This window comes from Streptomyces sp. Y1 (genome assembly GCF_041053115.1).
Lineage (GTDB): Bacteria > Actinomycetota > Actinomycetes > Streptomycetales > Streptomycetaceae > Kitasatospora > Kitasatospora rubellomurina.
Genome location: NZ_CP163445.1, coordinates 986418 through 1009639, shown reverse-complemented (window position 1 = coordinate 1009639; position 23222 = coordinate 986418). Strand labels below are relative to the sequence as shown.

The window sequence follows — 23222 nt, the reverse complement described above, 5'->3', positions numbered from 1 at the left end:
CACCGAAGGCGCATGAACGGCCCCGACCGGCGGGGCGCGCGGTACGGTCCGCGCGCCCCGCTGTCCGGTTTCACCTCATTCGGAGCGATCCGTCACTTTCCGTCGTGTCCGCAGCTCAGGGGCCGTGCGTGGGCGACCGTGCCGACGTGGGACGATGGTCGGCATGCCAGCGACGCCGACACCGAGTGCTCCGAACGGACGGTACAACCGTCCGGACGCCTCGATGTCCCTGCTGACCAACGTGATGGACCACGGCCTGGACGAGGGCTACGCCGAGGCGGCCGCCGCGCGCGGCGGGGCCCGCGACAGCCGGATACCCAGGACGGCCCGGGGCCTGCTGACGCTCGGTGCCGGGCTGGCGCTGGTCGGCGCGGTGGTGACGGTCGGCGCGGTGAACGCGCGCAAGGCCGAGCCGACGCTGGCCAAGGAGCGCGACGCGCTGATCCACCGGATCAACGACAGCAACGGCTCGGCCGACCGCCTCCAGAAGCAGGTCCAGGACCTGCGCCGCAAGGTCGACGACACCCAGCAGCAGGCGCTCCCCTCCGGGGGCGGCGACGCGGCCGGCCTGGCCGGCGCGGTGGGCCTGGGGGAGGTGACCGGCCCGGGCGTGAAGCTGGTCCTGGAGGACGCGGCGGGGACCGGCCTCGGCGGCAACGTCGACCCGCGGGCCGGGCAGGGCTTCTCCAACAGCGGGCGACTGCGCGACCGTGACCTGCAGCTGGTGGTGAACGGCCTCTGGGGCGCCGGTGCCGAGGCCGTCTCGATCAACGGCCAGCGGCTGACCGCGCTCTCCGCGATCCGCGCCGCGGGCGAGGCGGTGCTGGTGGACAACCGGCCGCTCGTGCCGCCGTACACCGTCCTGGCGATCGGGGACGGACCGAAGGTCCTGGACGCCTTCGAGGGGGAGATGGCCGGGTCGTACCTGCGGCTGCTCCAGGAGAAGTACGGCATCAAGTCGACGCTCTCCGTGCAGAAGAGCCTGACGCTGCCGGCGGCGGTCGGGGTGACGCTGCGGACCGCGCAGCCGGCCACGCCCGAACCGACGCCCACACCCACATCCACCGTGGCCCCCACGGCGACCCCGACCGAGGCGTCGACCGCGACCCCGGGAACCCCGATCAGCCCGAGTGCGTCCGTCTCACCGTCCGCGAGCGCGGGCGGCGGCTCGGGTTCCGGGCGGCGCACGCCCAGCGGGGCCGCGAAGACCACGTCCGCCCACTCGCCCACGACGGCCTCGACCGGGCCGTCCTCCGCAGGGACAGGAGCAGCTAGACCGTGATTGCCGTACTGGGTCTCGTGATCGGGGTGGTCGTCGGACTCTTCGTCCAGCCCGAGGTGCCGGACGCCGTGGTGCCGTACCTGCCGATCGCGGTGGTGGCGGCGCTGGACGCCGTGTTCGGTGCCGTCCGGGCGATGCTGGACGGGATCTTCAACGACAAGGTGTTCGTCGTCTCGTTCCTGTCGAACGTGGTGGTCGCGGCACTGATCGTGTTCCTCGGCGACCAGCTGGGCGTCGGCTCGCAGCTGTCCACCGGTGTGGTCGTCGTCCTCGGCATCCGCATCTTCTCCAACGCGGCAGCGATCCGGCGCCATGTCTTCCGTGCCTGAGACGGGCCGCCCGGTGGCGGACGAGAAGGAGAAGGAGCCGGACGCCGTTCCGGCGGCCGAGGAGCGCGCGGTGAAGGCGGCCCGGAAGCCCGCGGAGGCCGCTGCCGAGCAGGTGGCGGCGGAGCCGGCCGAGGCGGAGTCGGCCCCTGCGGACACGTCGGCCGAGGAGGCCGTCGAGACGGCGGCGGAGGGCGCGGACGGGCCGGAGGAGTCGGCGGAGTCCGACGCCGCGCCGGCGCGGGCGCCCGAGGCGGAGCCGGAGCCCGTGGTGTCCGAGCCGGCGGCCGGGGCCGAGCACGAGGCGGGACCCGACGAGGCGTCGGCACCCGATCGCGCGCCCGAAGCTGCACCTGAGCCCGAGCCCGAGCCCGAGCCCGTGGACGGGAACGCCGGGCGGCGGCGCCTGAAGGCGGCGCTCTGGCCGCCGCGGCTGTCGCGCGGGCAGCTGGTGGTGGCCCTGCTGCTGTTCTCGCTGGGCCTGGCGCTGGCGATCCAGGTGCGGTCCACCAACGACCACCACAGCCAGCTGCGCGGCGCCCGTCAGGAGGACCTGGTCCGCATCCTCGACGAACTGGACAGCCGTCAGCAGCGTCTGCAGCAGGAGAAGGCGGAACTGGAGCAGTCCCTGGCGAAGCTGGAGAACAGCTCCAACCAGGCCAAGGAGGCCCAGGAGCAGACCAGGAAGAAGGCGACGGAACTCGGCGTGCTCGCCGGCACCGTGAAGGCCACCGGTCCGGGCATCGTACTGACGGTCGACGACCCCCAAGGGCTGGTGAAGGCAGATATGCTGCTGGACACCCTGCAGGAACTCCGAGCGGCGGGGGCGGAGGCGATTCAGATCAACGACGTGCGCGTGGTGGTCAACACCTACTTCACCGACCTCTCGGGCGGCGGGGTGCAGATCGACGGCAAGAAGGCCTCGGCGCCCTACCGGTTCACCGTCGTCGGGAACCCGCAGGACCTGGTGCCCGCGCTGAACATCCCGGGGGGCGTGGTCCGTACCCTGGAGAGCCACCAGGCGCGGGCGACGATCACCCAGCAGCAGAAGGTGGTCGTGGACGCCGTGGTGGACCTGAAGACGCCGCAGTACGCCAAGCCGGCCTCGAAGTGACGAGGCGCCTGGTCAACGGCCCGTCACGTGCGGGCGGCACCCGGTGCGGGGCGCCGCCGTCGCGTGGGCGAGACTGGTTCGTGCCGGTACTCAGCGGAGTACCGGGACGCGCCGGAGCACCAACCGCAGCACCAACCGTCGGAGTACCACTCCAGCAGGCCCCGGCCGCAACCGGGCCCACAGCCTGTCCGAGGTTCTCACCCTGCCCCGCGGGCGGGTCTGTCACACGCAAGGGGATTCGCCCGTGAGTTTCTTCTCGAAGTTGTTCGGTCGCAACAAGAGCCGTGACGCGGCCGCCGTCGAGGCGCCCACCGCGCGGCACCGCCGACCCGAGGACGAGCCCGCCGTGCCGGGCATGCGCCCGGCCCCCGAGGCCGCGCCGTACGCGGGTCAGCAGCTGTTCCGGGACGGCGGCGCCGCCCAGTACGCGGGGAATCCCGCGGGCCACGGCGCGTCGGTTGACCCCTCCGGCGACCCGCGCATAGGTTTCCCGTCAGCACCCTCAACCTCTGGTGGAGGGTTCGCTCCGGACCCGTACGCCGGGCACAACCCGTCGGGTGTGCCGCGCCAGGAGGCTGTGAACATGGCTGGCCCCACTCCGTGCCCCAGGTGCGGCAACCAGAACCCGGCCGCGGCCCGCTTCTGTTCCAACTGCGGCACCGCGCTGCGCGGCGGGCTGCTGCCCGAGGGGGCTGCGGAGACCACCTCGACCATCTCGATCTCCGGCCTGGAGTCCTACGACCCCACCACCACGACCGGCACCGGCTCCACGCCGGCCCTGTCGGCCGAGGTGCTGTCGGCGATCGACGCCCTGCCGCCGGGCTCCGCGCTGCTGATCGTGCAGCGCGGCCCGAACTCGGGCAGCCGCTTCCTGCTGGACTCGGACGTCACCACGGCGGGCCGCCACCCGCAGGGCGACATCTTCCTGGACGACTTCACGGTCTCGCGCCGCCACGTGGAGTTCCGCCGCACGCCGTCCGGCTTCAGCGTCGCGGACGTGGGCAGCCTCAACGGCACCTACGTGAACCGGGAGCGGATCGACGAGGTGCCGCTGAACAACGGCGACGAGGTCCAGATCGGGAAGTACCGGCTGGTGTTCTTCGCCGGCCACAACCGGGGGTACTGAAACCAACGTCGGCAGGAGCCCGAGTGAATACGAATACCCCTTCCTCTTCTCTCGGGGCGGCCAACCCTGCGTCGTCGTCCGGTCCGCAGGCGGACCGGGGCGGGCGCGGGGTGGTCGCGGGCCCCAGGCAGCCGGTCCGCCCGGAGCGGGCCGGCGGGCGGCGGCGCGGCGCGGACGAGCTGCTGAGCATCGGCGCGGTGCTGGCCTTCCTGCGTGACGACTTCCCCGAGGTCACCATCTCCAAGATCCGCTTCCTGGAGGCGGAGGGGCTGGTCGAGCCGCAGCGCACGCCCTCGGGGTACCGCAAGTTCAGCCCGGCCGACGTCGAGCGGCTGGCGTACGTGCTGCGGATGCAGCGGGACCACTACCTGCCGCTGCGGGTGATCCGCGAGCACCTGGACGCGATCGAGCGCGGGGAGAGCCCGCCCGCGCTGCCCTCCGCCGCCGACGCCCGGCCCGGGCCGCTGGAGGAGGCGGACCGCGAACTGGTCGCCTCGGCCGACGCCTCGGCCGGGGTCCGGCTCGGGCGCGCCGAGCTGCTGGCCGCGGCCGGGGCGGGGGAACGGGATCTGGCGGAGTGGGAGGCCTACGGGCTGCTCGCGCCCGGACCGGACGGCGGCTACGACGGCGAGGCGCTGCAGGTGGCCCGGCTGGTCGCGGAGCTCGGCCGGTACGGGCTGGAGCCGCGGCACCTGCGGGCCATGAAGGCGGCGGCGGACCGCGAGATCGCGCTGGTCGAGCAGGTGGTGGCGCCGCTGCGCCGGCACCGGAACCCGCAGACCAGGGCGCACGCGGAGGCCACCGCGCGGGAGCTGGCCACCCTGTCGGTGCGGTTGCACGCGGCGATGGTCCAGGCCGGACTGCGCACCCACGGGTAGCGGCGGGCGATCGGTGCGGCGCGCTGACCAGCGGCGTCGGTTCTGCGCTTTCATATCCGGGGTCGGAGCCATAGGGTTGCCTGTGTGAATGAGCTCGACGTCGTGGGTGTCCGAGTGGAGATGCCTTCCAGCCAGCCGATCGTGCTGCTGCGGGAGGTCGGGGGAGATCGGTACCTGCCGATCTGGATCGGTCCCGGCGAGGCGACCGCGATCGCCTTCGCCCAGCAGGGCATGACGCCGGTGCGCCCGCTGACGCACGACCTCTTCAAGGACGTCCTGGAGGCGCTCGGCCAGCAGCTCACCGAGGTGCGGATCACCGACCTGCGGGAGGGCGTGTTCTACGCCGAGCTGGTGTTCTCCGGCGGGGTCGAGGTGAGCGCCCGGCCGTCCGACGCGATAGCGCTGGCGCTGCGGACCGGTACGCCGATCTACGGGAGCGAGGAGGTGCTCGCCGAGGCGGGCATCGCGATCCCGGACGAGCAGGAGGACGAGGTGGAGAAGTTCCGCGAGTTCCTCGACCAGGTGTCGCCGGAGGACTTCGGCGGGAGCGGCCCCCAGTAGCAGGTCCGCAGGAGGGGTCCGCAGGAGGACGGGCGGGCCCGGGCGGCCGTGGTGCTGGCCGTTTTGCCAAAAGCCGTCCACCTACCCACACTAGGGGCACGAAAAACCACTCTCCTGAGTGACGTGGTTTGTCTGGCCCGGCGTGGCGATCGTTGACGGGTCATAGGGGACTGCCTACCGTCAGGAGTGGCTGTCCGGGTGGCCGATGCCCGCAGTCGGGTTGCCCGCAGCACACGTGGACGGAGGTAGGTATGAGCAGCACCGGCGATGACGCGGTCGTGGGAGGCCTGTGCGCCGTGCACCTCCCGCGCACCGCAAGCACCGTGACCGACCTGCCCCGGCTGGGCAGGTTCCCCGCCGTACAGGCGGGCCAGCCCGCCATCGAGCAGCTGGCGCCGACCTCCGAACTGCTCGGATTCCGCGGGCCGACCGCCTGCGCGGCGGCCGGCATCACGTACCGCCAGCTGGACTACTGGGCCCGCACCGGGCTGCTGGAGCCGAGCGTCCGGACGCCGTACCCGGCGACCAGCCAGCGGCTCTACAGCTTCCGCGACGTGCTCCTGCTGAAGATCGTCAAGCGACTGCTCGACGCGGGCGTCTCGTTGCAGAACATCCGGGTGGCCGTCGCCCATCTGCAGGCCGCCGAGCAGGCCGACCTGGCGGGGCTGACGCTGATGTGCGACGGGGCGACGGTCTACGAGTGCACCACGCCGCAGCAGGTGGTCGATCTGCTGAAGGGCGGTCAGGGGGTCTTCGGCATCGCGGTCGGGGCGGTCTGGCAAGAGCTGGAGCTGGTCCTCGGGCGGCTGCACGCGGAGCGGACCGACACCGGCGAGACGCTGGTCCGCAACGACCCGGCGGACGAACTCGCCCAGCGGCGCAACCGGGCGGTCTGAGCACTCATCACGAGGCCGTGGGCCACGTAGCACGAGGCCGTGGGCCCGGGCGGGGAACCGTCCGGGCCCACGGCCTCGTCGTGGCTTGCGGCGGAGCGATCGAGGGAGGGCTCGTGGGGGGCGGTACGGCGATGGCGGGCCTGCTGCGGCGCAGGGCCGGGCTGCTGCGGATCCGGCTGCGGCAGCGGCGCGCGCAGCGCAGGGTCTTCCAGCTGGTGACGGTGCTCTGTTCGCTGGCGCTGGCGCCGAGCGCCTGGTTGTGGTTCGCGGCCGGGGACCGGGTCGGCACCGTGGAGAGCGCGCCGTCCGCGCCGGTGGCGGTGGTGTTCGGCGCCGGGCTGGATCAGGGCAGGCCCTCGCCGTACCTGGAGCACCGGCTGGTGGCCGCGCTGGACCTGTACCGGGAGGGGAAGGTGCAGGCCATCCTGGTGACCGGAGACAACGGGCGGACCGAGTACGACGAGCCGGACGCGATGTACCGCTACCTGACCGAGCACGGGGTGCCGGGGACGCGGGTGGTGCGGGACTACGCGGGCTTCGACACCTGGAACTCCTGCACCCGGGCGCACCGGATCTTCGGGGTGGACCGGGCGGTGCTGGTGAGCCAGGACTTCCACGTCCGCCGGGCGCTGGCGTTGTGCGAGGCGGCCGGCATCCGGTCGTACGCGGTGGGGGTGCCGGAGCTGCACGACGGGACCTGGCTGTTCGGTGGGCTGCGGGAGGTGGCCGGGGCCGGGAAGGCGGCGTTCAACGCGCTGGTGAAGCCCGACCCGGTGTTCCTCGGGCCCGGCGAGGACGGCATCCCGAAGGCACTGGCGGAGGCCGCGGGGCGGTAGCGCCGACTGCGGCGGGCCCGGTTCGCCGGCGTTGTCGTACCCGTGCGCGATGATCAACGGGTGCGGTCTCTGCCGAGCATCATCCACCTCGACATGGACGCCTTCTTCGCGGCGGTGGAGCAGGCGGCCAAGCCGAGCCTGCGCGGCAAGCCGGTGGTCGTGGGCGGGCTGGGCGGGCGCGGGGTGGTGGCCACGGCCTCGTACGAGGCGCGCCGGTTCGGGGTGCACTCGGCGATGCCGATGGCGCAGGCGCGCCGGCTGTGCCCCAACGCGGCGTTCCTGGCCGGCCGGTTCGAGGCGTACCGGCAGAACAGCGAGATCGTGATGGGGCTGCTGCGCGAACTGTCGCCGCTGGTGCAGCCGTTGAGCCTGGACGAGGCCTTCGTCGACCTGGCGGCCGGTCCGTACGGGCCGGCGCTGGCGGAGGCCGACCACGCGACCGGCGAGCGGCTGGTGCTGGCCCTGGGGGAGGACCTGCGGGCGGACATCCACCGGCTCACCGGGCTGACCGGCTCGGTGGGCGCGGCGGGCTCCAAGCTGATGGCGAAGATCGCCTCCGAGCGGGCCAAGCCGGACGGGCTGGTGCTGATCGAGCCCGGGCAGGAGCGGGCCGTGCTCGGGCCGATGCCGGTCCGGGCGCTGCCCGGGATCGGGCCGGCCACCGAGCAGGTGCTGCGGCGGGCCGGGCTGACCGTGGTCGCGGACCTGGCGGAGGCGGGGGAGGCGGAGCTGGTCGCGCTGCTCGGGCGGGCGCACGGCGCCGGGATCCACCAGATGGCGATAGGGCTGGACGAGCGGCCGGTGGTGGCGGACCAGGACGCCAAGTCGGTGTCGGTGGAGGACACCTACGAGGTGGACCTGGCCGACCGGGAGCGGGTGCTGCGCGAGGTGGAGGCGCTGGCCGCGCGGTGCGTGCGGCGGCTGCGGGCGGCCGGGCGCTCGGGGCGGACGGTGGTGCTCAAGGTGCGGCGCTTCGACTTCTCGACGCTGACCCGCTCCGAGACGCTGGGCGGCCCGACCGACGACGAGGCCGTGGTCATCGCGACGGCGCGGCGGCTGGCCGAGCAGGTGGACATCACCGGCGGGGTGCGGTTGCTCGGCGTCGGGGTGGCGCAGCTCGCCGACTACACCCAGGAGGACCTGTTCGCCCAGGCGCTGCGGGAGGAGGCGGCGGAGCAGCCGGAGGCGCCCGGGGCCGAGGAGGCGGTGCGGGAGCCGGAGGCCGTCGTGGTGCGGCGCTGGCTGCCCGGGCAGGACGTCCGGCACGACGAGTTCGGGCCGGGGTGGGTGCAGGGCAGTGGTGTCGGCCGGGTCACCGTGCGGTTCGAGACGCCGTGGAGCGGGCCGGGGCGGGTGCGGACCTTCGCGGTGGACGATCCGGCGCTGGAGGCGGCCCGGCCGCTGCCGCTGCGGCGGCCGGAGGGGGCGGACGGCGCGGGCGAGGACGCGGGGGAGGACGCGGGGGAGTGAGACGACGCGAAGCGGCCCCGCCCGGTGGGGGAGTACCGGGCGGGGCCGCGTTCACCGTGCCGGCCCTCGGGCGGTCGTGATGCCCTCACGACGGTCCGCGGGCCGGGCCGCCGCGCCCTGTCCCTGAGCGCGGCGGCCGGACGCCCTGGTCAGGCGTCGGTCTTGACCAGCGTGTCGCTGGGCTCGCGCTGCGCGGTGCCGGCGACGACGGTGGCCGGCTTGACGCTGCGGATCAGGAACGGGACGACGCCGGCGATGACGCAGACCACGGCGGCGGTCCAGAACGAGTTCTTGAAGGCGTCCAGGGTGGGCAGCGACAGCGGGATCTGCGGCGGCAGCTTCATGGTGTCGCCGGTGAGGATGGCGGCCATCACGGCGGTGCCGATGGCGCCGCCGACGGTGCGCAGCACGGAGTTCATGCCGTTGGCGATGCCGCTCTGCTCGACCGGGACGGCGCCGTTGATGTAGGCGGGCATCGCGGAGAAGGCGAGGCCGATGCCGAGGCCGAAGATCGCCGAGGCGGTGTAGATGTCGCCCTCGGCGCTGTGCCGCAGGGCCAGGTAGGCCATCGAGACGGCGCCGAGCACGCCGCCGGCGACGAGCGGCAGGCGCGGGCCGCGGCGGGCGATCAGCAGGGCGCCGAGCGGGGCGGCGACCATCGAGCCGATCGCGGACGGCAGCAGCATGATGCCGGCGTGCAGGACGGTGGCGGTGAAGCCGTAGTGGGTGATCACCGCGGGCGCCTGGGCGAAGTTGCTGATGACCATGAACGAGCCGTACATGCCGAAGCCGATCAGCAGGCCGGCGAGGTTGGTGAAGGCGACGGCCGGGCGGGACATCATCTTCATGTCGACCAGCGGGTGCGCGACCTTGGTCTCGATGATCCCCCAGACGAGGGCGACCACGGCGGCGACGGCGAACAGGCCGAGGGTCTTGGTGGACGTCCAGCCCCAGTGGTTGCCCTGGCTGACCGCGACCAGCAGGGCGGAGAGCCAGCCGGCCAGGGTGAGCGCGCCGAGCGGGTCGGCGCCGCCCTCCTTGTCGGTGACCGGGTCGGACGGGACGCGGAACATGACCAGGGCGACCGCGAGCAGGCCGAAGAGCAGGCCCATCCAGAAGATCGACTTGTAGTTCCAGTGCTCCAGCAGGAGGCCGGTGGCGACCAGGCCGAGGCCGGAGCCGACGCCCATCGAGGCGCTGATGGCGGCGACGCCGCCGGTGACCTTCTGCTTGGGCAGCTCGTCGCGGACGATGCTGATCGCCAGCGGCATCACGCCACCGCCGGCGCCCTGCAGGACGCGGGCGACGACCAGCCAGGTGAAGGAGTGGGTGCCGACCGCCAGCGCCGAGCCGGCGACCAGGCCGATCAGCGAGATCAGCAGCATGGGCTTACGGCCCCGCAGGTCGCCGAAGCGGCCCAGGAGGGGAGTCAGCACAGCGGCGGAGAGCAGGTTGGCGGTCATCAGCCAGGTGATGTTGGAGGCCGAGACGTTCAGTTCCTTGGCCAGCGAGGGCAGGATCGGGACGACTGCGGTCTGCACCACGCTGAACGACAGCATCGCCAGGATGAGGGCCGGCAGGACCCGGGCGCTGCTCTGCTTCTCGGCCGCGATGGTGGGCTGGGGTGCCTCACTCACGGTTGCTTCCTCCCGTACATAGTGAATGAACTGAAGTAACGATGCTGTAGATACTTCAGAGTGTCAAATATCGAGTGGTTAAGCTTTGGCAAAGGGGAGGGGCCGGGCGGTCCGCGCGGGCACGGCGAAGGGCCCCGGACGGACGTCCGGGGCCCTTCGTTGCAGGGGTGTCGGCGCTGGTCAGCGCCGGTCGGTGCTCAGGAGAGCGGCCTCATCGCCGCCGGGCGGGGCGTCTCGGCGGGCGCCGCCGGGGTGTCGTCGTGCACCTCGACCTGCTCGCGGCGCAGCTCCTCCCGGACCACCTCCTCCGCGGTGTAGCGCTCGACCACCAGGCGGACCCGCTCGATCGGGGCGAGGTACTTGCGGACCACCGGGCGCTCCTCGCGCAGGGTGACCTCCTCGACGGCCTCGGCGATCTCCTTCTCCGTCAGCGAGGCGCGCTCGGCCTCGCTCACCGGCATCCGCTCCACCCGGACGCGCTCGCGGACCACCGGCACGCGGCGCTCGATCTGCTCGCTGGTCACGTACTTGCGCAGCTTCGCGGTGCCGACCGCGTGCCACTCGGTGGTGATGTCCAGCCGCTCCTCGCGGCAGGTGATCTCCACCGGGCCGCTGGGTGCGGAGGTGGCCGCCCCGGCCGGGCGCTCGGGCGCGGTGGCGGGCGCGGTGGCGGGAGCGGAGCCGTTGGCCACGGACTGCGGCTTGGGCTCGACCGCCGGGGCGGCGGTGGTGGTGGTCGCCACGGCGGTGGCGGCGGGCGCGGGGGTGCTGAGGGTCCGCACGGTGGCCTCCGGGGCGGTGCTGGCGGTCGAGGGGGTGGTCGTGGTCGCGACGGGCGCGGCAGGTTCGGGAACGTGGGGGTCGGGAGCGTGGGAGTCGGGAGTGTGGGGTTCGACGGCGTGGAAGGCGAGCGGCCGGGTGGCCGCGGCCGCCGCCGTGGTGGTGCCGAAGTCGAGGTCGGGCTGGGCCGTCCGGACCGGCTCGGCGGCCGCCGGGCGGCCGTCCGCGGCGGTGTCCAGGCCGTAGTAGCGGTAGAGCTGGAGCTCCTGGGCCGGTGACAGGTGCTGGCCGACGCCGAAGTCCGGCGACTCCTTGACCAGCGACTTGTCGTACGGGACCCGGAGCTCCTCGCCGGAGAACTCGCTGGTGGTGAGCGGGACGAAGGCGTCCCGGCCGAAGATGCCGGTCCGGACGGCGGCCCACTCGGGCTGGCCGGTGGCGTCGTCCAGGTACACCTCGTCGACCGTGCCGATCTTGTCTCCGTTGCGGTCGACCGCCTTGTGGCCGATGAGGTCCCGGGGGTCGATGTCGGTCTGCACTCTTTCCTCCAGTGCGCTGCGCCTGCGGAATCCCCGCAGGTACGGCGGCCGGAGCTCCCCGCCCGTCCGCCACTTCACACCAAAAGGCATCTATCGGACGGGCGCGACCGGGGTGCGTCCGGACGGGCTGCGCGCTGGGCCGTCCGGGGGCCCGCGCATGCCACGCGCGTAGACCCCGAGTGACCTGACACACCCGTGATCGGGAGGCCTCCCGCTGGTACCCTGGGCCCCGACCGCCGAGCCCGCGCGGGAGAGTCCCCGTCAGTGAAAACCGCTGGTAGGGGCGCCGAAGGAGCAACTCCTCCCCGGAATCTCTCAGGCATCAGTACCGTGCGGGATAGGTCACTCTGGAAAGCAGGGCAGGAGCGCCGGCGCGGGAGCCGACGACCACCACCCTCACCGACGGTGCAAGCCGACGGAGCGCCACGGCGCGACGTGCGGGCGAAGCTCTCAGGTCCCGATGACAGAGGGGGAGGCCTGTCGGGTCCGTCCGCCCGCGGCCCTTCCGCTGTCCGCAGCGGTGGAGGCCGGCCGGGGTGCGGACCCCCCGCCGGTCCGTGACCAGGAGGCCTCGACCACCATGAACGCCCAGCCGAACGCGGGACGCCCCACCGGCGCCTCGACCCTCACCGAGCTTGAGCTGGCCAGCCCCTTCGAGAACCGCCACATCGGCCCCGACGCCGCGGCGCAGGAGAAGATGCTGGCGTCCGTGGGCTACGGCTCGCTGGACGAACTCGCCGCCACCGCCGTTCCCGAGGCGATCCGCTCCATCACCGGCCTGGACCTGCCCGCCGGGCGCACCGAGGCCGAGGTGCTGGCCGAGCTGCGCGAGCTGGCCGGCCGCAACCGGGTGCTCCAGCCGATGATCGGCCTGGGCTACTACGGCACCTTCACCCCGCCGGTGATCCTGCGCAACGTCATGGAGAACCCGGCCTGGTACACCGCCTACACGCCGTACCAGCCGGAGATCTCGCAGGGCCGCCTGGAGGCCCTGCTCAACTTCCAGACCGTGGTCTCCGACCTGACCGGCCTGCCCACCTCCGGCTCCTCGCTGCTGGACGAGGGCACTGCGGCCGCCGAGGCGATGGCGCTCGCCCGCCGCGTCACCAAGGTCAAGGGCGGCGTCTTCCTGGTGGACGCCGAGACCCTGCCGCAGACCGTCGCGGTGATCAACACCCGCGCGGTGCCGACCGGCGTCGAGGTCGTCGTCGCCGACCTGTCCGAGGGCATCCCGGCCGAGATCGCCGAGCGCGGCGTCTTCGGCGTGCTGCTGCAGTACCCGGGCGCCACCGGCGTGGTCCGCGACCTCGCCCCGGTGATAGCGCAGGCGCACGGTCTGGGCGCGATCGTCGCCGTCGCCGCCGACCTGCTGGCCCTCACCCTGCTCAAGTCGCCGGGCGAGCTCGGCGCCGACATCGCCTGCGGCACCTCGCAGCGCTTCGGCGTGCCGATGGGCTTCGGCGGCCCGCACGCCGGCTACCTGTCGGTGCGCGCCGAGTACGCCCGCTCGCTGCCCGGCCGCCTGGTCGGCGTGTCCGTGGACGCCGACGGCAACCGCGCCTACCGCCTGGCGCTGCAGACCCGCGAGCAGCACATCCGCCGCGAGAAGGCCACCAGCAACATCTGCACCGCCCAGGTGCTGCTCGCCGTGATGGCCTCGATGTACGCCGTCTACCACGGCCCGGACGGCCTGGCCGACATCGCCCGCCGCACCCACCGCTACGCCGCCGCCCTCGCCGAGGGCCTGCGGGCCGGCGGCGTCGAGCTGCTGCACGGCGAGTTCTTCGACACCGTCACCGCCGTGGTGCCGGGCCGCGCCGCCGAGATCGCCGAGGCCGCCCGCGCCCGGGGCATCAACGTGTACCAGGACGGCGCCGACCGGATCTCGGTCTCCACCGACGAGACCACCACCCGCGAGCACCTGGCCGGCGTCTGGGCCGCGTTCGGCGTCCCGGCCGTCGAGGTCGCCGAGAGCGCCGACGCGCTGCCCGCCGCCCTGCTGCGCGAGGACGAGTACCTGACCCACCCGGTCTTCCACAGCCACCGCTCGGAGACCGCCATGCTGCGCTACCTGCGCCGCCTGTCGGACCGGGACTACGCGCTGGACCGCGGCATGATCCCGCTGGGCTCCTGCACCATGAAGCTCAACGCGACCACCGAGATGGAGGCGGTCACCTGGCCCGAGTTCGGCCAGCTGCACCCCTTCGCGCCGATCGACCAGGCCCAGGGCTACCTGACCCTGATCCGCCAGCTGGAGCAGCAGCTGGTCGAGGTCACCGGCTACGACGCCGTCTCGATCCAGCCGAACGCCGGCTCCCAGGGCGAGCTGGCCGGCCTGCTGGCCGTCCGCGCCTACCACCACGCCAACGGCGACACCCAGCGCGACGTCTGCCTGATCCCCTCCTCGGCGCACGGCACCAACGCCGCCTCCGCGGTGATGGCCGGCATGCGCGTGGTCGTGGTCAAGACCCTGGTCGACGGCGACGTGGACGTCGACGACCTGAAGGCCAAGATCGAGCAGCACCGCGACAACCTCGCCGTGCTGATGGTCACCTACCCGTCGACCCACGGCGTGTACGAGACCCAGATCACCGAGATCTGCGGCCTGGTGCACGAGGCCGGCGGCCAGGTGTACGTGGACGGCGCCAACCTGAACGCCCTGGTCGGCCTCGCCAAGCCGGGCAAGTTCGGCGCGGACGTCTCGCACCTGAACCTGCACAAGACCTTCTGCATCCCGCACGGCGGCGGCGGCCCGGGCGTCGGCCCGGTCGCGGTGCGCGCCCACCTGGCGCCGTACCTGCCGAACCACCCGCTGCAGGAGGAGGCCGGCCCGGCCACCGGCGTCGGCCCGATCTCGGCCGCGCCGTGGGGCTCGGCGGCGATCCTGCCGATCTCCTGGGCGTACGTCCGGCTGATGGGCGGCGAGGGCCTGAAGCACGCGACCCAGGTCGCCGTGCTGAACGCCAACTACATCGCCAAGCGCCTCGCCCCGCACTTCCCGGTGCTCTACACCGGCCCCGGCGGGCTGGTCGCGCACGAGTGCATCATCGACCTGCGCCCGCTGACCAAGGAGACGGGCGTGACGGTGGACGACATCGCCAAGCGCCTGATCGACTACGGCTTCCACGCGCCGACGATGTCCTTCCCGGTGGCCGGCACGCTGATGATCGAGCCGACCGAGTCCGAGGACCTGCACGAGATCGACCGCTTCTGCGAGGCGATGATCGCGATCCGCGGCGAGATCGACAAGGTCGGCTCGGGCGAGTGGGCCGCCGAGGACAACCCGCTGCGCAACGCCCCGCACACCGCCGCCTCGCTGGCCGGCGACTGGGCGCACGGCTACGCGCGGCAGGAGGCCGTCTTCCCGGCGGGCGTGAACCCGGCGGACAAGTACTGGCCGCCGGTGAGCCGGATCGACGGCGCGTACGGCGACCGCAACCTGGTCTGCTCCTGCCCGCCGCTGGACGAGTACGGCGTCTGATCGGCAGACCGTCCGATCGGCAGACGGGCTGATCGGCGCGGTGACGCGGCAGGGCCCCGGCGAGATCCCTCGCCGGGGCCCTGCCCGTTCCCCCTTGCTCCTGGCGGCTGCCCCCGCCGGCGCGGTCAGGCCGCGTGGGCGACCGGGCGGCGCGGGGCGATCACCCGGCCGTCCGGCAGCAGCTCTCCGGTGTCCTCGAACAGGACGACGCCGTTGCAGAGCAGGCTCCAGCCCTGCTCCGGGTGGCAGGCCAACGGCACGGCCGCCTCGCGGTCCTCCGACTCGGCCGATGGGCACTCAGGACGGTGCTGGCACATACGCGTACCCTCGCTTCGCTCTGCGATCCTCCCCGTGGTGCGGCCGCCGACGAACGAGCGTCGGGAACCGCCGCGGTGGCCGGATTCTGTCCGTGCGCCGGCCAGGTGTGGACCAGCGCTCAAGTGGGTAGGACAGGGGTCCTTCCACGCTGGTTCCCAGTGTCGGCATCTGCGGACGCGCGCGCAGGGATTTCGTGACATGCGCCACAACTCCCGGGTAGAGATCACCCGTTCAGGTGGGCCGGGCCGGAAATCGCGCACCAGTGGGCCAGTCGGCTGATGGCCCGCCGGGGCCATGCGCAATGGCCCGTCCGGGTGGGTGCCGTTCGGCTGCTGTTCGGGTGGTGGGGGCGGGGAGCCGCGGGCGCGACACAGGGCCGCCGGGCGGTGGCGCCCGGCGGCCCTACGGAGGTGGCGGGTTCAGGAGGAGCCGAGCAGCAGCGGCCGGGCCAGTGGCGCCCGGGCGAGCAGCGGCAGCAGCTCGGCCGCCGGCTGGGCGCGGTGGGCGGTGACGCCGAGCGGGGCGGGGGCCAGGGGGATCAGCAGGTCGGCGGACGGGTCGGCCTCGGGGCTGTGCAGCCACAGGGCCGTCGCGTACTGGCCGGGAAAGGTGAGCAGCCGGGGCTGGCGCTGGGCCCGGGAGCCCTGGGCGAGCTGCCAGGCCTGGCGCAGCGCCCGGACCGTCGAGTCGAGGTAGGGGCCGGCGGTGAAGTGGGAGAAGGTGTGGCCCTCGGCGCTCTGCACCACCTCGGCGGCGGCAGCCACCTCGGGGCCGTCCTTGATCAGGAAGCGCCAGCCCGTCCGGCGGGCGGCGGACAGCTCGGCGCGCGGGCCGTCCAGGACGTGGACGGCGAGGGGATGGGCGGGCAGCAGCGGTCCGGTCGGATGGAGCAGCGCTGCGGCAGCCGGCTGGCGCAGCGCGGTCTGCGAGTCGAGCGCGCCCAGGACCGCGCGCAGGGCACTCGGTGGGGGCTGGGGGGTCTGCAGAGTCATGGCGGGGTCCGCCCTCCGTGCGAGATCGGCGTGCGAGTGCGGCATACCGGCGTGGCGCGGTGCGTCAGCGCTGACGGGACTGGCCGTGTCCGGTTGTGCATGATCGCGGTGCCGGCGCGGTCGCCGCCGTCGCCGAGGACGCGAGGCGGGAACCGACCGGCCGGAGCGCAGTGCGAATTCCATCGAACAGGTGCGCAGGGTGACCTGTTTATCACAGGCGGTGGCGTCGGGCAAGTCGATTGATTTGGTGAATGGCCGTCAGATTCCTTGCATTGCAAGCCAGTACAAGCATTCGGGTATCGATCTTCGGGGTGGGCATGATGCTGGCACGATTCGACGGCCGGTGGCTCTGGAGGAGGGGACCGTGGGCGAGAAGGTCGTGGCCACGCGTGCGGAACTGGCGGACCGGCAGCTGTACCGACGCAAGCTGCAGGCGTGCCAGGACGCGCTCGGGCGGATGCTCGACGAGAACCGCTTCGACCGGCCGCGGGCGGTGATGGGCCTGGAGATCGAGCTCAACCTGGCCGACGACCAGGGCCTGCCGGTCATGAGCAACGCGCAGGTGCTGAGCGCGATCGGCTCCAGTGACTTCCAGACCGAGCTGGGCCGCTTCAACATCGAGGTGAACATCGCTCCGCACCGGTTGTGCGGGCACGTCTTCGACGAACTGCGCGAGGAGATCGACACCGGGCTGCGCTACGCCGACCGGCAGGCCGCCGAGGCCGGCGCCCGGATCGTCATGGTGGGGATCCTGCCGACCCTGGAGCACGCCCACACCGGGTTGGACGCGATGAGCGGCAACCAGCGCTACAGCCTGCTCAGCGACCAGATCCTGGCCGCCCGGGGCGAGGACATCGCGCTCGACATCGAGGGCGTCGAGCACCTGCAGCTGGAGTCGATCACCATGGTCGCCGAGGCGGCCGCGACCTCGCTGCAACTGCACCTGCAGGTGACGCCGCAGCGGTTCTCCTCGGTGTGGAACGCGGCCCAGGCGATCTGCGGCGCGCAGCTCGCGGTCGGCGCCAACTCGCCCTTCCTGTTCGGACGGGAGCTGTGGCGGGAGACCCGGCCGGTGCTGTTCCAGCAGGCCTGTGACACCCGTTCGGCGGAGCTCAAGGCGCAGGGCGTGCGCCCGATCACCTGGTTCGGCGAGCGCTGGGTGGACTCGGCGTACGACCTGTTCGAGGAGAACCTGCGGTACTTCCCGGCGCTGCTGCCGATCTGCGACGACGAGGACCCGCTGAAGGCGCTGGCCTCCGGCGCCGCGCCCAGGCTCGCCGAGATGCGGCTGCACAACGGCACCATCTACCGCTGGAACCGGCCGGTCTACGACGTGGCCGGCGGGGTCGCCCACCTGCGGGTGGAGAACCGGGCGCTGCCCGCCGGGCCCACGGTGGCCGACACGCTGGCCAACGCCGCCTTCTACTACGGGCTCGTCCGGGTGCTCGCCTCGCAGCCCCGGCCGGTGTGGACCCGGCTGCCGTTCGAGCGGGCGGACGAGAACTTCCGGCAGGGCGCGCGCTACGGCATCGACGCGGTGCTCCACTGGCCGCGCTCCGGCCGGGGCGGCCGCGGTGGGCTGCAGACGGTGCCCGCCGTCGACCTGGTGCTGGACGAGCTGCTGCCGATGGCCCACCAGGGCCTGGACGAGTGGGGCGTCGAGCCCGCCGACCGGGACCGCTACCTGGGGATCATCGAGCAGCGCTGCCTGCGCCGCACCAACGGCGCGGCCTGGCAGAGCGCGACCTTCCACCGGCTGCGCGAGCGGTACGGGATGGACCGGCCGGCCGCGCTCGCCGCGATGACCCGACGCTACGCCGAGCTGATGCGTGGCGGCGAGCCGGTGCACACCTGGCCGGTGGGCTAGCCTCGCGGCTGTGCCAGGATGATCGTTCCCGCGGCCGGTCGGTCGCGGGAACGACCGCCTGTCTGGAGCCCCCGTGACCACCGCCCCGAGCGAGCCGGAGACCGCGACGCCCACCCGCCGGCTGCTCGGCGCGGAGCTGCTGATCGTGCTCGGGCTCTCGCTCGGCGCCAGCGGGATCAGCGCGCTGATCAGCTTCGCCGGCTCACTGACCGAGCCGATCAAGCTCGGCCAGCAGGTCGCCACGCTGAACGGCTCGCGGGCGCCCGGGCGGCCCTGGCTGGACCTGGTGTGGCAGCTCTACGCCATCGGGCGCGGGCTGATGCCGGTGGTGCTGGTCGGCTACCTGCTGGTGCGCGAGGGCACCACCCTGCGGGTGCTGGGCTTCGACCTCGGGCAGAAGCTGCGCGACCTCGGCCGGGGCGCGGCCGTCGCGGCGGCGATCGGCGGCTCCGGGCTGGCGCTGTACCTGGCCTCGCAGGCGGCCGGCTACAACCTGACGGTGGCGCCCTCGGGGCTGCCGGACGTGTGGTGGCGGGTGCCGGTGCTGGTGCTGTCGGCCTGGCAGAACGCGATCCTGGAGGAGGTCGTCGTCCTGGGCTACCTGCTGCGCCGGCTGGCGCAGCGGGGGTGGTCCTGGCCGGCGGCGCTGGCGGCCAGCTCCGTGCTGCGCGGCTCGTACCACCTGTACCAGGGGGTCGGCGGGCTGGTCGGCAACATGGTGATGGGCGCCGTGTTCTGCCTGCTGTACCGGCGCTGGGGGCGGGTGATGCCGCTGGTGGCGGCGCACGCGCTGATCGACACGGTGGCCTTCGTCGGGTACGCGCTGCTGGCCGGGCACGTCAGCTGGCTGCCGACCCCCTGAGCGGGAGCGGCTGCGCGCGCGGCGGGCGTTCGAGCAGCCGGTCGACGTGGCGGCGCTCCAGGCCCTGGCCGGGGTCGATCGGCAGCAGCAGGCGGTCGCGGCGCCACAGCGAGTTGCGGATCAGCCGGCTCGGGATGACGTCGTCCACCCAGGCGAACGGGCGCCCGGCGGCGTAGCGCAGTAACGGGGCCCACTTGGCGGCGGAGAACAGCTCCATCAGCGGGACGCGCGGGTCGCCCGGCTGCGGGACGTAGCCGGTGAAGCGGACCACCGGGAGCGGGTCGAGGCCGATCGCCGGGGCGATGTGGGTGTTGGCGTGCTCCTCCCAGGTGGTGGCCCACACGAGTTCGTAGCGGCCGGCGAGTTCGCGCAGCCAGCGGCCGTGCCGGGCGGAGAGCAGGACGGTGTAGCCGAGCAGGGTGTGGGTGTCGAACCCGGCGTCCGGATGCGGGCAGACCGGGTTGAGGACGCCGTCGACGTCCAGGAAGAGCAGTGGCTTCGGCACTGGTGGCGCCCCCCAGGTGAAATGGTGTTCCTCCTCGGTCGGACGAACCGGAACCACTCATGGTTGCTTTCCGGCGGGCGCACGCGGGGCGCACGGGGGCTCACGGCGCGGGCGCGGACTCCCGGACGGCCTCCGGTGCGTCCTCGGTGCTCCGGCGGGCGAGCCGGCGCACCTGCGGGTCGACCAGGACGGCGGCGCTGAGCAGCAGGCACAGCACGGCGCAGGCCCAGAGCGCGCCGGACAGGCCGAGACCGGCGGCGGCCGGGCCGGCCAGGGCGGTGCCGATCGGCGCGAGCGAGTAGGAGCCGAGCTCGTCGTACGCGGAGACCCGGGAGAACGCCTCCTCGGGGATCTCCTGCCGCAGTGCGACCATCCAGTTGACGCCGAAGACGGTGACGCCGACGCCGGAGAGGAACATCGCGGCGACCAGCAGCGGCAGCGGCGCGGCGACGGCCAGGGCCAGGGCGGGCGCGCCGAACAGGAACACGCCCCAGTTGCCGACCAGCAGGATGCGGCGGGGGCGCCAGCGCACCATCAGCAGCCCGGTGACGACCAGGCCGACGCCGTAGGCGGACATGGCCAGGCCCCAGGCGCCGGCGCCGCCGAGCCGGTCCTTGGCCACCGCGGGCCCGTAGACCGCCTCGACCGCGTTGACGCAGGCGACCACGACGGCGAACTGCAGCACGATCACCCAGAGCCAGCGGCGGGAGGAGAACTCCCGCCAGCCGTCCCGCAGATCGCGCAGCATGCTGCCGCCGGAGGGGGCGGGGGCGGACTCGGGCTCCAGGAGGAAGCGCAGGGCGGCGGCGACCAGGAAGCAGAGGGCGTCCAGGGCGAGCACCCAGCCGGGGCCGACCGCGGCGGTGAGGGCGCCGCCGAGCGCGGCGCCGCCGATCTGGGAGGCGTTCTGGCCCATCCGGAAGACCGAGAAGGCGCGGGCGGCGTGCTCCTCGGGGACGGCCTGCATGATCATGCCGCCGGCGGCGGGGGAGTAGAGCGCGTACCCGGCGCCGCCGGCGGCGGAGAGCAGCAGCAGCTGCCAGAGCCGGACGTCGCCGGCCAGCACGAGGGCGGCCAGGACGGCTTGGGACAGGCCGCTGAACACGTTGGCGGCGACCATGACCCGGTGGCGCGGCAGCCGGTCGGCGAGGGTGCCGCCGACCACCAGGAACAGCACGGTGGGCAGCAGCCGAGCGGCGGTGACGTAGCCGACCTCGGTGGTGCCTGCGCCGCTGTTCAGGACGGCGAAGGCGGTGGCGATGGGGGCGCCGGCGTTGCCGAGGCCGCTGACCACGGTGGCGGCGGTCTGGATGCGGAAGTTGCGGCTCGCCCAGGCGAGGCGGCGCGGGTGCGGGGCGGTGGGGGTCGGCACCCGGGTGACTATGGCGGGAGTTCGTACAGGTGTCCATCCGGTTTTCGTACCGTGCGGAGGGATTCGGCCGAGGGTGCCAGTCGAGGGTGTCGGCCGAGGTTTTCAGCCGAGGTGGCCCCAGAGGAAGGTGAGGGTGCGGCGCCAGGCGATCCGGGCCTGCAGCGGGTCGTGGGTGCCGATCAGGTTCTCGTCGTTCATGAAGGCGTGCCCGGCCGGGTAGAAGTGGATCTCGGGGCGGATGTCGGTGGCCTCACCGATCCGGATCGCCGCCTCGTCGACCGCGGCCATCGGGATCGAGCCGTCCAACTCGCCGAAGTGGCCGAGGACATGGGCCGTCAGGCCGCGGTAGTCGAAGTCCGGGTCCGGCGGCAGGCCGTAGAACGGCACCACGGCGGCGACCTTGTCGCCGGCGCGGGCGGCCAGCAGCAGGGCGAAGCCGCCGCCCATGCAGAAGCCGACCGCGCCGACCGCGTCGCCGACCACGCCGTCCAGCCCGAGCAGGAAGTCGACGGCGCCGGACAGGTCCTCGACGGCGCGCTCGACCGGGAGTTCGCGCTTGAAGCGGGCCGCCTCGGTGCGGTCGTGGGTGGTGGCGCCGCCGAACAGGTCGGGGGCGAGGACGGTGAACCCCTCGGCGGCGAAGCGGTCGGCCATCGCCGCGATGTGCGAGGTGAGGCCCCACCACTCCTGGACCACCACCAGGCCGGGGCCGACGCCCTGCGGCGGGCGGGCCAGGTAGCCGTGCGCGGTGCGGCCGTTGCTCGGGAAGGTGACGTTCTGCCGGGAGCCGCCCTGGTCAGGCATGGGTTCCTCGCGATGGTCGGGCCGTGTGCGGCGGGGGTGCGTGCGGGGGCGGGCCGGTCAGCCCATCTCCTCCAGGGCGCGGCCCTTGGTCTCCTTGATGGCGAAGGCCACGAACGGGATGGAGAGCAGCGCGAAGGCCGCGTAGATGACGTACGTCGCCGAGAGGTTCCAGTCGGCGAGGTCCGGGAAGCTCACGGTGATCGCCCAGTTGGCGATCCACTGGGCCGAGGCGGCGACGGACAGGGCGAGCGCGCGGATCCGGTTGGGGAACATCTCGCCGAGCAGCACCCAGACCACCACGCCCCAGGAGAAGGCGAAGCAGAGCACGAAGACGTGCGCGGCGACCAGCGCGACGGTGGCGTGGGTGTCGTCCAGCGTCGCGGTGTCGCCGGTGCCGTGCCGGTAGGAGAACGCCCAGGCGGCGGTGCCCAGGGCGGCCGCCATGCCGATCGAGCCGGCCAGCGCGAGCGGCTTGCGGCCGATGCGGTCCACCAGCGTCATCGCGATCACCGTGCCGATCACGTTGATGATCGAGGTGGAGAGGCTGATCAGCAGCGAGTTGGACTCGTTGATGCCGACCGACTGCCACAGGAAGGAGGAGTAGTAGAAGATCACGTTGATGCCGACGAACTGCTGGAACACCGAGGCGCCGATGCCCACCCAGACGATCGGCAGCAGGCCGAACCGCCCGCCGAGCAGGTCCTTCAGCCGGGGCTTGTGCGCGGACTCCAGCACCGAGCGGATCTCCGCGACCCGGGCGTCCAGGTCGACGCCCTCGCCCTCCACCTCCACCAGCACCTTGCGGGCCTGCGCCTCCCGGTGGTCGGCGATCAGGAAGCGCGGGGACTCCGGGATCGCCAGCGCCATCAGCCCGTACACCAGGGCCGGGACGGTCTCCACGCCGAGCATCCACTGCCAGGCCTGGATGCCGCCGAGGTGGCCGGTGGACTCGCCGCCGGCGGCCTGGTTGAGCGCCCAGTTGGCGAGCTGGGAGACGGTGATGCCGAGCACGATCGCCATCTGCTGGAAGGAGGCCAGCCGGCCGCGGTAGGCGGTGGGCGCGACCTCGGCGATGTAGGTCGGCGCGATCACCGAGGCGATGCCGATCGCGACGCCGCCGATCACCCGCCAGGTGGCCAGGGTCTCGATGTTCGGCGGGAACATCGAGCCGAGGCCGCTGGCCGCGAACAGTGCCGCGGCCAGCAGCATCGTGCGCACCCGGCCCAGGTGGTCGGCGAGCCGGCCGGCGGCCACCGCGCCGGCCGCCGAGCCGAGCAGGGCGATGGCCACGACGAAGGCCGTGGTGCCGTGACCCACCGCGAAGTGCTTCTGGATGCCCGTCACCGCGCCGTTGATCACCGCGCTGTCGTAGCCGAACAGGAAGCCGCCCATCGCGGCGGCCGCGGAGATGAAGACCACGTGGCCGAGGTGGGCCTCGCCGGCCCGCTGGGTGTTGAGTGTGGACAAGCGCGCTCCCCGAGTGGACGGGCCCGCTCCTACGGCCGAGTGGGCGCGATTCGTCTCATTCGAACAGCGGGCCGGGGGTCGCGCCAAGGCGGCGGGGCCCGATCGGGTG

At 73.3% G+C, this 23222-nt stretch carries 20 protein-coding genes, 1 pseudogene and 1 riboswitch; of the genes and pseudogenes, 12 read left to right on the top strand and 9 right to left on the bottom strand.

Annotation, left to right across the window (positions count from 1 at the left end):
- The first annotated feature begins 163 nt into the window (after positions 1–163).
- The 9 genes from AB2U05_RS04230 to AB2U05_RS04190 all read left to right on the top strand — a co-directional run bounded on the left by AB2U05_RS04230 (position 164) and on the right by AB2U05_RS04190 (position 8489).
- Entirely contained in the window at positions 164–1282 is a 1119-nt protein-coding gene (locus AB2U05_RS04230; RefSeq protein WP_369182468.1) for a DUF881 domain-containing protein, read from the top strand.
- The gene (locus tag AB2U05_RS04225; protein WP_045697923.1) at positions 1279–1611 is read left to right on the top strand and encodes a small basic family protein; all 333 of its coding nucleotides are present in this window, start codon (positions 1279–1281) and stop codon (positions 1609–1611) included. Before AB2U05_RS04230 ends, AB2U05_RS04225 begins: the two co-directional genes overlap by 4 nt.
- Before the next feature lie 112 nt (positions 1612–1723).
- A complete protein-coding gene (locus AB2U05_RS04220) occupies positions 1724–2722 on the top strand; it encodes a DUF881 domain-containing protein (protein ID WP_369185892.1) in 999 nt (332 codons plus the stop codon).
- 583 nt (positions 2723–3305) lie between these two features.
- The gene (locus AB2U05_RS04215) at positions 3306–3848 is read left to right on the top strand and encodes an FHA domain-containing protein (RefSeq protein ID WP_045697925.1); all 543 of its coding nucleotides are present in this window, start codon (positions 3306–3308) and stop codon (positions 3846–3848) included.
- Positions 3849–4030: 182 nt separating this feature from the next.
- Complete coding sequence (locus tag AB2U05_RS04210; protein WP_208615479.1) at positions 4031–4726, top strand: MerR family transcriptional regulator; 696 nt, start codon at positions 4031–4033, stop codon at positions 4724–4726.
- A gap of 84 nt (positions 4727–4810) precedes the next feature.
- Positions 4811–5287 (top strand): bifunctional nuclease family protein, encoded by a 477-nt coding sequence (locus AB2U05_RS04205; protein ID WP_031070646.1) that lies wholly within the window; start codon positions 4811–4813, stop codon positions 5285–5287.
- 251 nt (positions 5288–5538) lie between these two features.
- Entirely contained in the window at positions 5539–6183 is a 645-nt protein-coding gene (locus tag AB2U05_RS04200; RefSeq protein WP_078860073.1) for a MerR family transcriptional regulator, read from the top strand.
- A 131-nt stretch (positions 6184–6314) separates the two neighbouring features.
- A complete protein-coding gene (locus AB2U05_RS04195) occupies positions 6315–7019 on the top strand; it encodes a vancomycin high temperature exclusion protein (RefSeq protein ID WP_045697933.1) in 705 nt (234 codons plus the stop codon).
- Positions 7020–7079: 60 nt separating this feature from the next.
- Complete coding sequence (locus AB2U05_RS04190; protein ID WP_369182467.1) at positions 7080–8489, top strand: DNA polymerase IV; 1410 nt, start codon at positions 7080–7082, stop codon at positions 8487–8489.
- A 149-nt stretch (positions 8490–8638) separates the two neighbouring features.
- On the opposite strand, the gene AB2U05_RS04185 is transcribed toward AB2U05_RS04190, so the two are convergent.
- From AB2U05_RS04185 to AB2U05_RS04175, 3 genes and pseudogenes are all read right to left on the bottom strand, one after another.
- A complete protein-coding gene (locus AB2U05_RS04185; protein WP_045697937.1) occupies positions 8639–10126 on the bottom strand; it encodes an MFS transporter in 1488 nt (495 codons plus the stop codon).
- A gap of 197 nt (positions 10127–10323) precedes the next feature.
- A complete protein-coding gene (locus AB2U05_RS04180) occupies positions 10324–11145 on the bottom strand; it encodes a YsnF/AvaK domain-containing protein (protein ID WP_369185891.1) in 822 nt (273 codons plus the stop codon).
- Positions 11134–11445 (bottom strand): annotated as a pseudogene (locus AB2U05_RS04175) (PRC-barrel domain-containing protein); the annotation flags it as partial. The gene AB2U05_RS04180 and the pseudogene AB2U05_RS04175, both read right to left, overlap by 12 nt.
- A gap of 237 nt (positions 11446–11682) precedes the next feature.
- A riboswitch (glycine riboswitch) is annotated at positions 11683–11786 on the top strand.
- A 239-nt stretch (positions 11787–12025) separates the two neighbouring features.
- Between AB2U05_RS04175 and gcvP the strand changes: the two are divergent.
- A complete protein-coding gene (gene gcvP / locus AB2U05_RS04170; protein ID WP_045697939.1) occupies positions 12026–14926 on the top strand; it encodes an aminomethyl-transferring glycine dehydrogenase in 2901 nt (966 codons plus the stop codon).
- Between the two features lie 125 nt (positions 14927–15051).
- Here gcvP and AB2U05_RS04165 read toward each other — a convergent pair whose 3' ends face one another.
- Positions 15052–15243, bottom strand: coding sequence for a DUF5999 family protein (locus AB2U05_RS04165; protein WP_045697941.1), 192 nt, complete (start codon positions 15241–15243; stop codon positions 15052–15054).
- Between the two features lie 420 nt (positions 15244–15663).
- Positions 15664–16236: a hypothetical protein gene (locus tag AB2U05_RS04160; protein ID WP_045697943.1), complete on the bottom strand. Its 573-nt coding sequence runs from the start codon at positions 16234–16236 to the stop codon at positions 15664–15666.
- 364 nt (positions 16237–16600) lie between these two features.
- Here AB2U05_RS04160 and AB2U05_RS04155 point away from each other — a divergent pair, with 364 nt between their 5' ends.
- Entirely contained in the window at positions 16601–18103 is a 1503-nt protein-coding gene (locus tag AB2U05_RS04155; RefSeq protein ID WP_045697945.1) for a glutamate--cysteine ligase, read from the top strand.
- Positions 18104–18176: 73 nt separating this feature from the next.
- The gene (locus tag AB2U05_RS04150; protein WP_045697947.1) at positions 18177–18965 is read left to right on the top strand and encodes a CPBP family intramembrane glutamic endopeptidase; all 789 of its coding nucleotides are present in this window, start codon (positions 18177–18179) and stop codon (positions 18963–18965) included.
- Here AB2U05_RS04150 and AB2U05_RS04145 read toward each other — a convergent pair.
- From AB2U05_RS04145 to AB2U05_RS04130, 4 genes are all read right to left on the bottom strand, one after another.
- Complete coding sequence (locus AB2U05_RS04145; RefSeq protein WP_052706309.1) at positions 18943–19470, bottom strand: HAD domain-containing protein; 528 nt, start codon at positions 19468–19470, stop codon at positions 18943–18945. The two genes, AB2U05_RS04150 and AB2U05_RS04145, sit on opposite strands and share 23 nt — an antisense overlap.
- A 100-nt stretch (positions 19471–19570) precedes the next feature.
- Positions 19571–20842, bottom strand: a complete 1272-nt coding sequence (locus AB2U05_RS04140) for an MFS transporter (RefSeq protein ID WP_369182466.1) — start codon at positions 20840–20842, stop codon at positions 19571–19573.
- A gap of 102 nt (positions 20843–20944) precedes the next feature.
- Positions 20945–21646 carry a dienelactone hydrolase family protein gene (locus tag AB2U05_RS04135; protein ID WP_045708961.1) on the bottom strand — a complete coding sequence of 234 codons (702 nt, stop codon included), beginning with the start codon at positions 21644–21646 and terminating at the stop codon, positions 20945–20947.
- Between the two features lie 57 nt (positions 21647–21703).
- Positions 21704–23113: a sugar porter family MFS transporter gene (locus AB2U05_RS04130; RefSeq protein ID WP_045697956.1), complete on the bottom strand. Its 1410-nt coding sequence runs from the start codon at positions 23111–23113 to the stop codon at positions 21704–21706.
- Between the last annotated feature and the right edge of the window lie 109 nt (positions 23114–23222).